The 15973-nt window shown below is 61.3% G+C and carries 19 protein-coding genes; 1 reads left to right on the top strand and 18 read right to left on the bottom strand.

Features of this window, described 5'->3' with window-relative positions; all coding sequences use genetic code 11:
* Nucleotides 1-7 precede the first annotated feature (7 nt).
* From AB4851_RS22505 to AB4851_RS22430, 16 genes are all read right to left on the bottom strand, one after another.
* Complete coding sequence (locus AB4851_RS22505; RefSeq protein ID WP_414451511.1) at nt 8-1978, bottom strand: phage tail protein; 1971 nt, start codon at nt 1976-1978, stop codon at nt 8-10.
* Nucleotides 1966-2544 (bottom strand): phage tail protein I, encoded by a 579-nt coding sequence (locus AB4851_RS22500; protein WP_414451510.1) that lies wholly within the window; start codon nt 2542-2544, stop codon nt 1966-1968. Before AB4851_RS22500 ends, AB4851_RS22505 begins: the two co-directional genes overlap by 13 nt.
* A complete protein-coding gene (locus AB4851_RS22495) occupies nt 2534-3430 on the bottom strand; it encodes a baseplate J/gp47 family protein (RefSeq protein ID WP_414451509.1) in 897 nt (298 codons plus the stop codon). The genes AB4851_RS22500 and AB4851_RS22495 overlap by 11 nt, the downstream gene beginning before the upstream one ends.
* The gene (locus AB4851_RS22490) at nt 3427-3762 is read right to left on the bottom strand and encodes a GPW/gp25 family protein (protein WP_414451916.1); all 336 of its coding nucleotides are present in this window, start codon (nt 3760-3762) and stop codon (nt 3427-3429) included. Before AB4851_RS22490 ends, AB4851_RS22495 begins: the two co-directional genes overlap by 4 nt.
* A 262-nt stretch (nt 3763-4024) precedes the next feature.
* The gene (locus AB4851_RS22485) at nt 4025-5338 is read right to left on the bottom strand and encodes a hypothetical protein (RefSeq protein ID WP_414451508.1); all 1314 of its coding nucleotides are present in this window, start codon (nt 5336-5338) and stop codon (nt 4025-4027) included.
* A gap of 42 nt (nt 5339-5380) precedes the next feature.
* Entirely contained in the window at nt 5381-6061 is a 681-nt protein-coding gene (locus AB4851_RS22480; RefSeq protein WP_414451507.1) for a phage baseplate assembly protein V, read from the bottom strand.
* Between the two features lie 3 nt (nt 6062-6064).
* Nucleotides 6065-6589, bottom strand: a complete 525-nt coding sequence (locus AB4851_RS22475) for a hypothetical protein (protein ID WP_414451506.1) — start codon at nt 6587-6589, stop codon at nt 6065-6067.
* Nucleotides 6579-7109, bottom strand: coding sequence for a phage tail protein (locus tag AB4851_RS22470; protein ID WP_414451505.1), 531 nt, complete (start codon nt 7107-7109; stop codon nt 6579-6581). The genes AB4851_RS22475 and AB4851_RS22470 overlap by 11 nt, the downstream gene beginning before the upstream one ends.
* Before the next feature lie 3 nt (nt 7110-7112).
* Nucleotides 7113-7400 carry a hypothetical protein gene (locus AB4851_RS22465; RefSeq protein ID WP_414451504.1) on the bottom strand — a complete coding sequence of 96 codons (288 nt, stop codon included), beginning with the start codon at nt 7398-7400 and terminating at the stop codon, nt 7113-7115.
* Between the two features lies 1 nt (nt 7401).
* Nucleotides 7402-8397 (bottom strand): major capsid protein, encoded by a 996-nt coding sequence (locus AB4851_RS22460; RefSeq protein ID WP_414451503.1) that lies wholly within the window; start codon nt 8395-8397, stop codon nt 7402-7404.
* A gap of 73 nt (nt 8398-8470) precedes the next feature.
* Nucleotides 8471-8815, bottom strand: a complete 345-nt coding sequence (locus AB4851_RS22455) for a head decoration protein (protein WP_414451502.1) — start codon at nt 8813-8815, stop codon at nt 8471-8473.
* 24 nt (nt 8816-8839) lie between these two features.
* Complete coding sequence (locus tag AB4851_RS22450; RefSeq protein ID WP_414451501.1) at nt 8840-9940, bottom strand: head maturation protease, ClpP-related; 1101 nt, start codon at nt 9938-9940, stop codon at nt 8840-8842.
* Nucleotides 9937-11427, bottom strand: coding sequence for a phage portal protein (locus AB4851_RS22445; RefSeq protein ID WP_414451500.1), 1491 nt, complete (start codon nt 11425-11427; stop codon nt 9937-9939). The genes AB4851_RS22450 and AB4851_RS22445 overlap by 4 nt, the downstream gene beginning before the upstream one ends.
* Nucleotides 11424-11630 (bottom strand): phage head-tail joining protein, encoded by a 207-nt coding sequence (locus AB4851_RS22440; protein WP_414451499.1) that lies wholly within the window; start codon nt 11628-11630, stop codon nt 11424-11426. Before AB4851_RS22440 ends, AB4851_RS22445 begins: the two co-directional genes overlap by 4 nt.
* Nucleotides 11631-11639: 9 nt before the next feature.
* The gene (locus tag AB4851_RS22435; protein ID WP_414451498.1) at nt 11640-13754 is read right to left on the bottom strand and encodes a phage terminase large subunit family protein; all 2115 of its coding nucleotides are present in this window, start codon (nt 13752-13754) and stop codon (nt 11640-11642) included.
* Nucleotides 13639-14160 carry a MarR family transcriptional regulator gene (locus AB4851_RS22430; protein WP_414451497.1) on the bottom strand — a complete coding sequence of 174 codons (522 nt, stop codon included), beginning with the start codon at nt 14158-14160 and terminating at the stop codon, nt 13639-13641. The genes AB4851_RS22435 and AB4851_RS22430 overlap by 116 nt, the downstream gene beginning before the upstream one ends.
* A 212-nt stretch (nt 14161-14372) precedes the next feature.
* Between AB4851_RS22430 and AB4851_RS22425 the strand changes: the two genes are divergently transcribed.
* Nucleotides 14373-14642: a hypothetical protein gene (locus AB4851_RS22425; protein WP_414451496.1), complete on the top strand. Its 270-nt coding sequence runs from the start codon at nt 14373-14375 to the stop codon at nt 14640-14642.
* Here the strand turns inward: AB4851_RS22425 and AB4851_RS22420 are convergent.
* Complete coding sequence (locus AB4851_RS22420; protein ID WP_414451495.1) at nt 14593-14865, bottom strand: hypothetical protein; 273 nt, start codon at nt 14863-14865, stop codon at nt 14593-14595. The genes AB4851_RS22425 and AB4851_RS22420 overlap by 50 nt on opposite strands.
* 246 nt (nt 14866-15111) lie before the next feature.
* The gene (locus AB4851_RS22415; protein ID WP_414451494.1) at nt 15112-15885 is read right to left on the bottom strand and encodes a hypothetical protein; all 774 of its coding nucleotides are present in this window, start codon (nt 15883-15885) and stop codon (nt 15112-15114) included.
* Nucleotides 15886-15973: the final 88 nt, after the last annotated feature.

Below are 15973 nucleotides of genomic sequence, written 5' to 3'. Positions count from 1 at the left end.
TCGTCAATTAAAAAGCACGGATCATCGCGAGAACGGCAACGTTTCGCATGCGCGTCTCGTCGCCCCCATCGGCTACTACGTTGATCGTGTGCGTGTGACTGCCCGCCCCGGCAATGCCGACGTTGTGCCCGTGCAAGCCGTCGCCGTTAATCGAAATATTCGTGCCGCTGACGGTGGTCCACTTGTCGCCGCGACCACCACCATTCAGATTGATTTCACCGATGTACCCTCCACCGGAAGCAACCGGGATCGCGTGGTTGTGACCTGGATCGTTGACACCATGGCCGTGCCACCCCTGCGTGTCTGTCCATGCACCGTGCGCGTGATCGCCAACGCCATCTGCATACGCACTGTGTGAGTGCCAGCGGTTTTGACTGTCTTGCCAGGTACCGATTCGCCGATTGGCATCGGCGCCGCGACCGAGATCGGCGCACCGAATCCCCTCGCCGCGAAACTCCGGGAGGCGAAATGTCACAACACCATCGCCACTAGAGAACGATCCCCAGTTCCCATTCGTCCAGTCCTGTTCCTCGACCAGCGCACCGCTTCCCTGGGCATACGCCCACAACGCTGGATAGTCGTCGCGGTTAAGCAATGAACCGTTCAGCACGAGGCAACCGGCACGCGGCACGGTCCGGACCTCGAAGAAAATCTGTCCGACTGACGCCGATGCGATTGCGTCGACGACAAACGCCGTCGACGCCGCATTGTTTGATCGATCACCGTTCGGCGGCGTCGGAACCTGCACCGGGCGGTCGAAAATCGTGCCCCGGTCGGCCGTGAATCGAGCCGTCACCAAACCGTTGCAGGTAACGCCAAACGCCCCGTCAGCAAGGTGGTACAGCCCGGTATCCGGCGCACCATCCTTGTCGAATGCCAGCGACGGATTCTGCGGCGTGCCCTCTGCTAGAAAAATCCGCGCACCGTCTGCGAGCGACAGCGCCCCCTTGAGCGTTCCACCATTGTTCAGGTCCAACGGTGCCAGGTTGCCTTCGTGCCAGACAACGTCGTCGTTAACCTTTAAGACACGTTCAGCGAAGTGATACTGAAACGACCCTCGACTTCCGGAGAACCATCCGGCGCGATCGGAGTTCGCAAAGAAATATCCGTCGTTTTGCCCCAGATTCGCGCGCCCCTCGCCCGAGGCCGGCCGCACCGTGAGATCGCCCTTCATGTCGATCGATCCACCGAAATGCGTCCCGGATCCCGTACCGTCGATGCTCACTGCCCCGTTGGTCAGCTCCCACGAAAACGGCCGATAGTCGTTAAATCCGCCTCGCGAATCGCCCTTCTTCGTTTGCAGCCAATACGCGGTCAGATCGTCAACTCGTAACATCACGCCAAATTGCGAGCTCGTGGCACGAATCTGTCCACCCTCCGGCACATCCATACCTGCCCCGCAAAGGCCTTTCGTGAACGAAGCACCGAGCGCAACCTGTAATCCGTCACGACCGTTATCGGACGTGGTGCCGATGAGCAACCGCCCCTCGGAAGTCAGCCGAGCCCGTTCACCACCGCCAGCATTCAGCAGCATGGCTCCGGGCGCAGCGAGCGACATGACATCGCCTTGCAGCACAAGGTACGGAACGCCGTTCACACCCAGTTGAAGATGACCGTCGGACGGCGAGAACATGCCGGTGTCGGGATCGCCGTCGAAGCCGATGCCGACACTCTTCGGGTTATTCGCGGCGATCGCACCTGGCTTCCCGAGCAAGGCCCCCTTCAACGCTCCGCCCGCGATCGGCAGCATGTCCTTGCCGAGTCCGTCAACACGCTTGCCCAGCGCCTCGACCTGTTTGCTCACCTCGCCCACGCGCTTGTCGTTGCCATCGGCCCGGCCTTTGAGATGCCGCGTCCGGTTCGCAAGTTGCCTCGTCGGCACGTTATCGATCCCTTCAGGACCACCCTCGACAGGATCGGACGTCTCGAACTGATAGACGCCGTCCTCCCACTTGCTTTCCTCTTTCAGATTGGCCATGTCCCGATCACTCCTCGCGTAAATTGACCATTACGTGTTGCGACGCCGTTATGCCGGATCGCGACCTCGGAAAAGTCGAGCCATACAAGCCTGCTGCGTGCTGGCGCGTATCGCTCGATTGCGCGCTTCAGGTTCTCTCCTTGATCCCGCGTCACCGGCCGCCGCAGCTTCACGATGTACTCGGCCCATGCGGCTGCACCACCGTGCAGATATCGACTGTCGCGCTTGGCCGAGCCATCGCGGCACTTGATCCGGCGCCCCTCCTGAATCTCGATCTCGCCGAAACCAAGCCGCCGTACGATCTCGCGGATGGCCCACGGCGTGCCCTTGCGCTGGTGAATCGCCAGGGACGACTTGATCAGCGCGCGACGCGCATCCTCGGATTCCGCCAGTTCCCATCCGTCGACGGCCAGCGACCACGCCAACCAGGGCAGAAATGCCGATGGACAGCGATCCGCGTCCCAGAGCGTTCTGATCACGTCGGGATCGATGCTCGGGCGCAGCACCTGTGCGAGCGCAGCCTCAAGCGACGTCTGGTTCGTCGGCAACAGGCGTTCAATCGTCATCGTTCATCTTCGGGTTGAGCACGATCGACGTGCAGCGTGCAAACTGATCGATCGAACATGTGACATCAGACGGTGGCGACTTCAACTCCACCCGAACGACACCGGAGTCCTTGGGATGCAGTGCGCCGGTGATGGCAGATCGCGGCATACCGAGGCGCAGCGCTTCGTGTTCGTCGACCGTGACATCGAGATCCTGGCGACGAGCGTCGAGCACAACACCCGGATCCGGGCCGCGACCGATGTACACGTCGGCGACGATCGCGTAATCGACAGGACTAGCAGGCACGACCAGCAGCGAGTCGTTGAGCGGCCGACGGTCCTCGGGTGACAGCACTCGCCGGACCTTGTCGAGCAATGTGGCGCTCGCGATGCCCCCATTCGAGTACGACTTCACGACCACTCGCACGGTGCCGGGCTCCAAACGGTCGACCCGCACGTCAGCAACGTCTGCCGAGGCGTTCATCGCAAGCGAGCGATACGAGCCGGCGGGGCCGGCCGTCGACGCACGCTCGATGCCCATCTGCGTGCGCAGTCGCAGCCGCGCGTCGCGTTCGGCAGTCGCCGGAATCGGCGGATGCGCCTCGGGATCGCCAGGGTCGATGATTTCCCGCTGTAGGTTCCAGAGAACGGCGAGGTGTTCGAGATCGGCACCCGTCGCGCAGGCCAGCAGTACAGCGCGGCCGGCGTCGTTGGTGCGAGCCCGAAACCGAATCTCGTCGTACGCCGCAAGCTCGATCAGCTTCACCACCGGATCGGATTCCAGCGCAGCCGTCCAATCGGGATAGATGCGCTTGAAATGTTGAAGCTTGAGCTGGTAGGCAGCTTCGAAATCCAGCGTTTCCACCAGGTCGGGAGGATCGAGCGCGGATAGATCGATTACCGTCATGTCGTCACCTCGAATACGACGTCGTCGCCGTTGTAGCGGCCGGCGATTCGAAAAGTTACTTTGCCGTCCACCACCGACAGCACGTTGATACGATCGAGCGCCAGGCGAGGTTCCCATCGACCGATTGCGCGCGCGGACTCCGCTTGTGCTGCGGAGATCCAGCCACGCGTGACCGGTAGGTCGACCATCGCGGGCAGGTCCGAGCCGTATTCGGGACGCTCGCGGCGGGTTCCTTTGCGTGTGCCGAGGATGTCGGCGATGCTCTGGATCAGGTGGGCTACCCCACCGATCAACCGGCCCGTGCGGCGACACATGCCGATACGCGCCACCATCATTGCCTCATGGAAGGGACGCGCCTGAAGCACGAATGCGCATCGAGATATGCGATGTGCTCGGGCTTCGTGACCTTCGTTTTTCCGATTTCCACGGTAATAAACAAACCGTCTGGCAGCGCGACTACGCGGCTGCGAAACTTGGTCTCGATGAATGCCACGGGCGCACATGCTGCCCCCTTCAGAGCGTCTTTCGACATATGACCTCCATAAAACAAAAACCCCGCATTCGCGGGGTTCAATTAAAAAAATACGCTTAAGATTAAGATTTTCGACGACTCTGCAACAATCGGACTTCGCTTGCATGTGCCTCCACACAAAAATACCCACCTGCACGCCACAACGGCAGCTTGTTCTGGACATCTTCGTTAGTCATAGAAACTCCATCCGCTTTTTTAAAATTCAATGGATCGCGACAAAGCAGAAGAACATTCGCAAAATTGAATCGAACATACCCATCAACAAAATAGGTTGGCTTTCCGTCGCTGAACACTGAAGGACCCGCCATGTAGACTGTGAACCCGGCTCCCTGCAACCCAGTAACGAGCTTCGGCTCCAAGACCTGATAAACATATCTTTTATCGTCGATTGCTCCAATTGATCTCAGAATTGTAGATGTGACAGGACCCAGAATTAGCGCAATTGAAGATGCCGCATAGAGCACTACCGCACCGATAGAAATCGTCGCCTTGAAAACATTGAATGGATTTTTATCAGACAACCTACCAATCAAATAAACCACACCCGGAATCACACCCACTACACTATAAATTACGCAGCCAACGAACGTAATAAACGCCCAAAAACCCGATAAATTATCACCGGAAAACAAACCCATACAAATAATTAACGTTGGAAAAACAGATATCACAATAAATGTTGGAGCAAATACCATCTTGAAAGAGACATAAAGCTTACTCGACAATTTAGTATTTTTTGAATCGAAAAATATCCTTGAATTCACCCACACCACAAAAAATTCAAATACAACCATCCCAGCAATACCCAGAAAAAAACACCACCCAAAAGATAAATCGAAAATAAACGAAAGCAATCCAAACAAAATCGCCCAGAGAATCGGCGATCCAATAAACAAGAAAGAGACGACACCTCTCAATCCGCCATACCCCAATGCCTTTGAAATCTTATTTTGTTCTTCGTATACACCCACCGCCCCCACTGAAATCATTGAGGGAATTCCAAACTGGATCGCCAGCAAAATCGTCAATAAACATGATGCAACGATCATTACCACCAACCCCGGCACCGAAACTACAGTCTCCGGAAATAATTGCTGCCAGCCGATTTTTCTTAAATAAATCCATATCAACATAGCCGGCATCACTAGACCGATCGGAGCAAACTTCCATAGGACTTCCATCGTATCCTTCAGGACAGCGAGCACCGACATATAATTTTTATGAAAACGCTTGAAATCCTCCCAGTCAACATTATTAGAATTACCCGTAGCCCCTGAACCTGCACTGCCGTTTTGGTTGTTACCAACGGAACTCATCGACTCGATCCTTTTCACGAAGTGATTTTCCTGCATCGGCGTCAATTCTAGAAGTTCCACACGATAAATAGTCCTCGCAAAAAATACAGGTCTACCTCACGGCTAAATCGGCTTACTTACAAGTTCACCATCACCTTGTTCCCAGTGTCTGTGATTAGTAAGCGACTTACCGCTGGCGACAACGTCCTCAGTGAATTCCGCCCCGCCCTCGACCACCACCGCAACGCCTCCGTCCTTCCCCGGCTTACCTCGCATCCCGCCGTTGAACGTCAGCAGTTGTTCAGTCGTCGAGTTGCCGGTGAAGGTCGAGTCGGGCACATCCGCAAGCAGCTTTGCGCTGCGAAGCGTCACACCGTCCGCCTTCAGCTCGAACTCGGTCTCGCCGATGCGGAACACGATCCGGCCACCCGCTGGCACCGACAGCACATACTCATGGCTCGCATGGTTGTACTGCTCGAACGCACCGTCAGGGAAATCCGTGGCCGTCTCGTCGGGACTCGACCTCGCCGACCCGCCGTGCTGCTCGGTGTAGTAGCCCGGAGCAACGAACGCACCGGCCAGATCCCCGGACGGTGCCCACAACGCCACCTCTTCATCGATCGATGGCGGACGCCAGTGCCGAACCTGGCCAGCCGCTCCCGCCTGCCATTTGAGCCAATCGCTGACCCAATCACCGATGCGCACCTTCACGCGCGGCGGATCGTAGGTGATCGCCTCGACCGTGGCCGACTGCGTCAGGCACGCCATGCGGCGATCCATTTCGCCCAGCTCGAAATCGCTCACGCGTCACCTCGCTTCCCGATCGGCCGGGTTCCAGTAATCGCCCTTGTGTGCCGGCCCCGTGTTCGGCTCCACGCCCCACAACACCGAGCGCCCTGTCGCCGGAGGCTCGTACACATCGCCAAGGTCGAACTCATGCACCCATTCCAAAAGCCAGACCAGGTAAGTATCCAGCTCCGGCTTAAACGGATCCTCCCCCGCCGAGCCGACCTGTTTGCCCGGCGTTACCGCCAGGTCCCAAGTCGAGCCGTGGACCGCCAGCAGGACGCGAGCAGACAGCTCGCGAACCTGCAACGCGGCGTCCGGCACCAGCGGATCGACAATCACGCGCGCCTGCATCCGCGCGATCAACGGCACACGCCCCGTACCGTCGTCCTCGCCCGGCTCCAGCTCCGCCAGCTCGATCGCAACAAACGGCGTCTCGATCGCCTTGCCGATCTTCGGATACGCATGAATCCGATCAATGCCAGGCAAGCGCTCGCGAAGCCCGGCTTCGATCCCGTCATGAAGTTGCTTCAGGTTATCGAGCACGGTTCAATGCCTTCTGGACTTCATAGTTGACCTCCTGCCGCAGCACCGTCATCAGCCGCGCCTCGCACGCCCGCGCGGCGCGTCTAAACGCCGGATCGCCGGACTGCGCCCACTCCATCGTCACCCGCTCGAACGGCGTCCGGGCCTTTCCGGTTCGCCGGAAGATCGGGCCGCGGGGCTGCGCCTTCGTCTTGCGCCAGGCACCGTCGAACTGGACCTTCCCAGCGCGCATGCCGGCCTTCGTCCGCCGCACCGCACCGAGCCGATGCGCATCGATCGGATTCAATCCGAGCCATACCTTCCCGGTGTCGGCCGATCGCATGTAGAAGTACATCCGCTGCCGCAGCAGCTTCTTCTGGATGCCCGTCTCGTCGCCAACCTCCTTCGCCGTCTGGCTCCGGATCCACGCGCTCGTCTTGCGAAGCGTTCGCCGCCATGCCGCCTGCATCGCGGCAGGCGGCAGGCTGGCGAGCACCGCTGACGCCCCCTTCACGTCGATCTCGACCTTCATCAGATCCATGGATCACCTCAGAATCAGTACGGTCCAGCCCGTGCCTGTCGGTTGAATCTCAAGCACGCGGAAGCGCTCGCCATCGGCCACGACGACACTGCCCACCGAAACATCGACGGCATCGGCATCCCGTACATGGAGAATCGGCGCGACGAGCTGCGTGCGCTGCGTCCCGAGATCCGGACCGAGCCACGGAGCCTTGAACATGCCGCGCAGCGCCCGACCGTCGATCGTGATGTCGTCGGACAGATCGCGCATCACGGCCTTGTCGACATCGGCCATCAAGTCACGGAACGCCATATCAAGCCTTCAGCCTGACGATCGCCTTCGGACGTGTGCAGAGGTGGATCGGGTTCGACTGCGCCTCGATCTCGACGCCCTTGCCGAAGTCCATCAGCTCCTGCTTCGCGTAGTAAGGCAGGCCGGTGGTGTTGACCGCCTCGACATAGTCGGCCGGCGCAAAGCGCGTGATGAACAGATCCGGCACGCCTTCCGGCACCGCGTGCGCCTCGTCGTCCGCGACGTAGCCGATGTCGCCCACGCGGCCACGGTAGCGCTCGAACACGCAGCCGCCAGTGTCGATCGCCTCGCGCGCGTCGTCGCGCAGCACAGTTGCCATCGCCGTGGCGAGGTAAGTTTCCTTGACAGTCCGCAGCACGATCAGCTTGTTCCAGAAGTTACGACCGCACAGCACACGCACGCCGGTGTACGTGGTCGCGCCGAGGGCGTCCTCGATCGCGTCCTGCACTTCCTGGCATTTCTGCCGGATCTCGGTCGATTCGTTGTCCAGCTCGAACGGGATCGACGTCTGCTTGATGCCGAAATACTTGAGCAAGTCGATCAGCACCGTCTTGCCGTCCGCGTCGAGCACCGCGCCCTTGATCGCGCCGATGCGGTGGAACTCGTGCGTGGCGTCGAGCTGGCGGCGCATCTTCGCCAGGCGGCGATTCACGACGGTCTGCAGCGATTCCATCTCCGTCTCCGAACCGAACGCGCGCAGGTTCTGGATCTCGTCAGCCTTGATGGCCGCGCGTTGCGGCAAATGCACCGTGTTGAACGGGATCATGCCGCGCTTGCTGCCGACCGTGATGGCCGACGGTGCCCCGCGCTCGCCGGCAGCGACGAGCGCCAGCGTGTCGCCGTCGCGTTCGATCTGAATCGTGGTGGTGGTGATGCCGTCCTCCTCGAACAGCCCAAGCGTGCCGATCCGGCCGGGGATATGTGGCTGATCGTTGATTGCAGCGGTCAGGGAAGCCAGCGAGAACGCGTCGTCTTGAAACAGGGCGATATCCGCCATACGAACTCCGAAATGAAAGTGGATACAAAAAAGGCCACGCGCATTGCGTGGCCTTGAACGGGGTGTGCCTGGTTCAGCGGACGATGACGTGCCGTTCCGCGAGATCGTCACGGCCAGCCACATCAAGACCGGCGAGCAGTTCGCCCGCCACTTCGGCGAGACGCACGACGCCGGTCGCGGGGCGAGCCTGCGTAGACGACGCCAGCGCCGCATAAAGGATTGCCGCCGCGACCTCCGAGCCGTCACTGGCCGCGTTGTCGTACGGTGCGTACTCGCCCGTCCCCGTCACGCCGAGCACCTGCCCGGCCGGCAGCGCGTCGCCCGCCTTCACGACGATGCGCTCGCGCGAGATCTGTCCATTGCCTTCCGACACGAGAAACTCGGCCGTCAGCACTCCTTGTAGCTCGATGTTCGACATGAATCCTTTCCTCCTGGGGTTACGTCAAAGTGGCTTGCTGCCCTTGCGGGCCGCATAGATCGACGCCGCACGCGGCGCACTGGCGACAACCGGCGCGTGCTGGTGGTCGACCGGGGCGGCACGATGGTTGATCGGTTGCTGTGATGCGGTCACACGCTCGAACAGCCGGGCGCGTACCTGGTCGGGCGTCAGGCCGTCAGCGACAAAGCCGGCCGTCAGCTCCGTGAGGCTCGCGGCCAGACAGATGCCAGCGATGTCTTGAGCACCACGAATCGCGGCGTCCACGGTTGCTCGGTCGCGCAGGCCCGTCGCGAGCACGATGCCCTCGGCGCAATGCTCGATCCGTGCCTCGCGGCATGCGGCGAACACATGCGAGGCGAGCGCCGCGACGTTCGGTGCGCTCGGTGTATCCGGCGCGGCAGGCGGTATCGGCTCGGGCTCGATCGGCGGATCCAGCGGCACATTCGGCGCAGGCGACTCGCTCTCGTCGTCCAGCGCAGCTCGAATCTCGGCGGGAACGGCCGAAAAGCGGGCCGCGAGCCGGGCAGCGCCCGCGTACGCGTCGATGCTGATCGGTTCCTCGATCGAATCGCAAAACCCCTGCTCCTTCGCCTGCGATGCGGTCAGCCAGGTCTCCGCAGACATCATGGCGCGCACCTCATCCTCGGTAAGTCCGCTGCGCTCCACATAGGCCGTGACGAAGTTCGCTCCCGTGCTGTCGAGCAAATCCGCAAGCCGGCGGAAGTCCTCAGCCTCGCCTGCTGCCACCGTGTGCGGGTTATGAATCATCAGCATCGCGTTCGACGGCATGACGATCGTGTCGCACGCCATCAGGATCAGCGACGCGGCCGATGCGGCAATGCCGTCGACGCGCCCCGTCACCTTGCCGGCGTAACGGCGCAGCGCGTTGTAGATCGTGAACGCGTCGAACACGTCGCCGCCCATCGAGTTGATCGCGACCACGATCGATGTCGCCGAGGCCGCCGCCTCGGCGAGCCGCGATGCGAACAGGTCGGCGTCGGCTCCCCAGAATCCGATATCGCCGTATATGCGGATCTCGACCTCGCTCGTGCCATCCGCGCCGGCTTGCGCACGGATGTCCCACCACCGCTTCTTTCCTTTCATTCGTCATCCTTGTTGGATAGGTTGCTCGCCACTTCTGCCGGTTCGAGCGTGTCGTATCGAATACCGAGCCGCTGCTCGCGCGCGAGATCGTCGGCGTTCTCCTGGTCGATCTGTTCGGGGTCGTCGCCGCGCGCGAGCACGGCGGCCGATCGGCTCGTCAGGCCGGAGCGGATTTCCATCTTCTTCGCCGTAACGTCCTGCACTGGATGGATGTACGGCCAGCCCTGCGGCACCCAGCGCACGCGCAGGTAGTCGCGTCGCGCGCGGTAGTAGTCGGGCATCGCCATCGCACCCGACAGCGCGCAGGCGTCGACCCACCAGCGCCAGACCTTGCGGCAAAACTGGTGGATAAACACGTTCCACTGGATCTGCTCCACCGACCGACGGAACTCGTTGAGGATCACCCGCAACACGCGATCGCTAACTTCGCGAAGATCGCCCGTCATGACTTCGTACGGCATGCCAACCGATGCGGCGGCAGCCATCAGTTGCTGCCGCATGAATGGGACGTAATCGCCTCCAGCGCCAGGCGGTTCAGCAAACTCCACGCCTTCGCCCGGTGCCAGCTCCTGCATGCTCCCCGGTTCGAGCGATACGACCGGCGAGAAGCCGTCCGTGTCGTATGCCATCGCACCGCCCGTGATCGGATCGCCCGGCATGCCAGGCTCGGCCGGCGGCTTCGTGATGAAGCCGGCAAACAGGTTGCTGACTTCCTGCCGGAACAGCACCGCGTCGTCGAAGTTATCGAGCGACTTCAATCGCAGCAGCACCGTCGATAATTTGGGCACGCCGCGCACCTGGCCGGGCCGCAGCGCCAGGAAGACGTGCGCGATCTCGTCGGCCGGGATGCGGACAGTCTGCGTGCCGGCCTTCGAGAGGCGTCCGGTCTCACCGGGATGGCGCCTAAGCAAGTGATACGCAACACGTCGCCCGTCGTCGTCGAACTCCACGCCGTTGATGATCTCGCCGCCCGGCACCAGCTCGTTCTTTTCCATCGGCAACAGATCGCCTTCGAGCAGTTGGATCTGCATCGGCACGGCCAGGCCGTCGCGAGGACGACGCAGCCGACGGCGGACCAGCACCTCGCCATCGCTGAAGAACGAACGCGCGGCGAGCGTCTGCACACCCGCGATGTCGAACAGCCCGTCGGCATCGATCTCGTGCCCGCTGTCCTCCCAAAGTTGCTTTTGAGTCCGACGCACCACGTCGTTCGGATGCTGAGGATGCGCCTGAATGCCGTTGCCGATCGTGTTCGAGACGAGCCGCGCGATCGCGGTTTCCGCCCAGGGATCGTTGCGGATCGCGTCGCGTGCGCGCGAGCGCATCAGCGGCAGGTTCTGTACCGCCGCCGCGTTCGGCCCGGCGCTCGATGTACGCCACGCCTTCGCGCGGGCTCCGGCCGTGCTCGCCGCCTCGTAAGCCGCCGCCTTGAGCCGCGTCGGCACCACGAACCCGCGCCGGGAAAGCGACGGGAAGCCGGCGCTCATCGCACCCCCTTGCCTGCGTGGCGCAGCCGGAAGATCGACGATCGGCCGGAAGCCCCATTCAGATCCCGGACGATCTCGGTGCGCGCTTCGCGCAGCTCGGCGATCGAACGATATTTCACGCGTCGATCTGCGTACTGCACTTCCAGCTCGCCCTTCGCGATCGCCGACTGGATGCTCTCCAGATCCTGCTTTGTGTATCCCATGAACATCTCCTAGCGTCGGGTCAGGTAGGACGAGCGCCCCACTCGACGCCCCTGAATGCGCGAAACCCCGCTCGATGGCGGGGTTTCGTCGGGGGTTGCTGCCGGCGGCGGTGGCCGCGGCGCTTCTGTAACAGCCGGCTCGGCCGGCGGATCGGGTGGCACTTCAACGGGCAGCCCGGACGGCAGCGCATCGAGTACCGGTGCCGCGTCGAACAGCGGCGCCTGCGAAACCAGGTGCTGCTCCATCTGCCAATGTGGTTCCTTCATCAAATGCACCTTGACGCTGCGGGCCGCGTGCAACGCATAGCCTTCGCAGTCCAACGCTTCGTTTCTCACGCCGGCCTTCTTCTGCCAGACGCGCTTGCCGCCGCGCGGGCCGGGCACCTTGACCTCGGCGGTCAACTGAGCCAGATAGTCGCTACGCACGCCGCGATACCAGTGCATGCGGCCCGGGCCGTCGCCTTCGAGCTTCAGGCGGTTTTCGAGGATCAGATCCTTCGCACGGCTGACGCCGACCATGTAGGGGCGCAGGCCGTACTTGGCCGCCTTGCTGTTGTTGCGCGTCGAATCGATCGAGGCCTTCGGGACGCTGAAGATCTCGGCTTCGGCGTTGCTGCTGCCCTTGACCGCCACGACGTTGAGTCCGGCCTGCTGCGCCGCGCGCACGTACTTGTACACAGCGTCCGACGTCGAGCCGTCCGACGAGTCGATCGAGGTGGCTCGCACGCGCAGCAGCCATCCGCTTTCGTGCCGATATGCGTGGGTCAACATCGTGGTCAGGGCACCCCATACGCCGCCTTCCAAGGGGTCTTGCTGCTGGTCGAGCACGTTCCCGTGGATCTCGCCCCACACGACCAGCCAACTCTCTTCGCCGCGCCCCCACGCGCGCAGCACGAGCGCGAGGCGGTCGTGCTGCACATCCACGCCAAGCGTCAGCAGTAATCCGCCGGCCGGCACCGTCAGCTCCGCGTAGTCCATCGCGCGCTCGGCCAGCACGTCCAACTCGGGCAGCTCGCTCTTGTATCGGTACGCACGGCCCTGCGAGTTGTTCACGAACGAACGCATCTTCGTGTCGTCGCCGTCGCGCAGCGCCTTGTCCGCCTCCAGCCACTTCTTCACCAGCTCCTGCATGTTCGAGCCGGGGAACGGCGACACCAATTCGTTCACACGAAAGCCGGCCACGCCGTGAAACGGTGCGGTGGCGACCCAACGCCCACGGCGAACAGCGCGAATGCGAGTCGGGTCATCCCACAACGATCCGCAATGCGGACAGGTGTAGCGGGCCGACTCGGGCCGCGCCCGGCCGAAGACTTCGTGCACGATGTCGGCGTCATTGCTCCATGTGACGTGCTCCCACATCAGCTCGTGCTCTTCGTCGCAGTCCGGGCACGGGACCAGGTACACCCGCTGATCGGAGGCTGCATACGCTTGCTGGATACGCGACAGACCGTCGACCGTCGGCGTGCCGCCCAGGATCATCTTGCGGCGACGTGCCGAGTAGGACTTGTTCCGCTGCTCCAGCAACGTGATCGAATCGCCCTGGTCGCGCACGTTGGTGTTTGCATCGTCCGGCTCTTCGACGGCCACCACTGGAGCCGGCGTCGACTTCACGTCGTCAGGTGCGTTCGACGTGATGAACTTCAGGAAGCCGCGCGCGAAGGTCTTGTGATCCCAGAGGTTGTTCTTGTCGCGCGCCGCGTGGACCGGCAGCTTCGCAGCGAGCCGTGGCGTCACCTCGATCATGGGCTCGAACTTCTCCAGGTTGAACTTCTTGGCCGTCTTCTCCTTTGGGAACATCAAGATCATCGGGCATGGATCGACGTCGATCCGCTTGCCGATGTAGTTCAGCAGTACGCCGTCTGTCCACGCGACCTGCGCCGACTTCATGCACACCACCTTCTGCACGGTCGGATCGTCCAGCGCGTCATGCATCGCGAGCACCCACGGCGTGATATTCGGGTTGTAGCGGCCCGGGCTGGCGGACGCCTTGGCGTTCAGACGGCGGTACTTACTCGCCCATTCCGTCGTCCCGATCCGTTCCGGCGGCCTCAACAGCTTCGCGATCCGACGAATCACCGTGCGGACGGTCTGGCTCGTATTCAGATAGCTGCTCAAGGCATCCATAGATATGCTCGTTCAACCATTCGATGTCGACCTGAACACCGTGCAGCGCGTAAAGCTCCGGCACCAGCTTGTCGGGCAGCGCCAGCAGTTCCGTTTGAAATGCGCCGACCATGAGGCCATACGCCTGTTCGAGCTGCGCCGCGTTGACGAGCTGCCCTCTCTTCTCCGCCAGCGTCAGCAGCTTGAGCTCGCGATCGACGCGCTCGGTCATCGCGCGCTCCGCCACCAGATCGATCCCGGTCTCGCTGGAGCGGCCAGCGGCGATCTCGCGCAAGTGCCGGATGTAGGCGACGCGGATCTCGTCGATTGATGCTGCGCGGTAGTCGAGCTGAAGCTTGTCGACGAACCGAGAAACGGCTGACTGGTCGAGGTCGAGATGGTCGGCGATCTGCTGCTGAGTCGGCATGAATATGACCCCCTATGGAGATTCGCCAGTAGAGAAAAGGCGCGGGTCCGAGCCCCCGCGTGTGGCGAAGCCCTCAGGGTCCCCGCCTGCACATGGATTGTGCAGACCGCACCAAACAGCGATCAGTTGTCGCACCCACGCGATCGGAGCAAGAAACCGCCCCATTTCATTGAGCGGTAGAATCGCGCGCATCAACCATGAAGGAGATCCGTATGAGCGATGCACTAAAAAAAATTGCAGAAACCTTAAAGGCCGACGCCCCAATCAAGCAGCAACTTGTCGCGGACAATATGGCGCTTTACACCGTTGTCCGTGCACTCGCCGAAGCCAATGCCAGCAACTCGGCGTTCGTTACTGCGGTCGACACACTAACTGAGTTGCGTGTGTCGAAACTTATTGCGTCAGAGGCGTCCGACGAGATCATCGAAACATTCAAGCAATCAGTACGCGATCTACTCCCGGAAACACTCCGGAAGATCTGAGTACGTCGCGAGTACCACGCTCTGCACGTACCAAAACAGCAATCTGATTGCCGAATTCATCGATAGCGCTCAGGGTCATCGACAATGCCTTGAGCGCTTCCGCTTCTTCTCCATCGGCAATACCGTACGCGTTGGGATCGTCGTGCACCGCCTCTTTGACGGCCTCAGCTACCTGCTCGCCAAGGATCAGGTCCACCGGCCCACTTCCAGAGTTTTTACGCATCTCGCACTCCAATGCAAAAAGCCCCGAGAACTTTCGCTCTCAAGGCTCCGATATTCATTTCGTCAGGGCGAACGCCCTCCCAGCAGATCCCGACAGACTTTGTTTATGGTTGGTCGCGGCGCTCCCGCGATTCAGTACGCCTGTCGGGCGAAGGTTGCGACACGAGTATGCGGTCGCTCATGAATCCAGTGACGCGGTAAAGGATGCGCAGAGTGTAAGCGAATCACTCTTGAAATGGAATAGCGTTCATCTTCGTAATTGCCGGCGCATTATGTCGCACACCGATCCATCGACATTGTCGATCAACGCAAGCATGTCGTGAAAACGCCAGGACCAGTTGTTTCGATACTCGGCAAGCGATACGCCGATTGAATGCGCACGACTTGCCTCATCAGCCTGCCGCTTACCCGATCCGGAACAGACAGGACAAATACGCCGGCCCTGCGCATCAATAATCGAAGCTGGCGCAACACGCCCCATCCCGCCGCAATCATCGCAAGGATCGAACTCACGAAACACGAGCGGCCCATTGCGCCCGACGAAGAACGGAATGCGCTCTTCAGATACACATATCTTTCCGGCACCCACGCACGTCACGCACCGAGGCGTGATGTTTCGAATCCCGCGCGCTCGACGCACAACGCCTCGCCCTTCGCATTCGATACATTGATCGTTCACCCACTCGTCGAGCAGCCGAAGCGCGAACCGCTCAACGATATCGAACTTCGCACGCTCGACTGCCTGCCCTGCTCTTTGCTCCCGAAGCTCCTCCCGTTTCAACCCTGAGAACTTGCCTCGCTTGAAGCGCCCCGACGTCCGGATCATCTGCGCCAGCAACAACGAAGCCCGCCGAACCATTTCAGGCGTCGGATGCGGCCCGGCCTTTATCCGCGTCATCAGGCGACCGAGGTCGCTCGCAAAGGCGAGCGCGCCCAAAGTAACTTTTGGATCGGCAATCGGGTCGGTGAACTGACCACGAACGCTCATTGCAATGCCTGCTCGCTCTTTCAAATCGATCATGATTCTCTCCTTACCGTCCTAATGTCCCAATGTCCCAAGGGAAAAGTCCTGAGGTTGCGCGCGCGGCCACGACATGCGCCGCTCATGT

Origin of the sequence: Burkholderia sp. 22PA0099 (assembly GCF_047497165.1) — a bacterium.
Taxonomy (GTDB): Bacteria; Pseudomonadota; Gammaproteobacteria; order Burkholderiales; family Burkholderiaceae; genus Burkholderia.
Note: the sequence above shows the minus strand (reverse complement) of the source record. Positions and strands in the feature narration are given on the sequence as shown.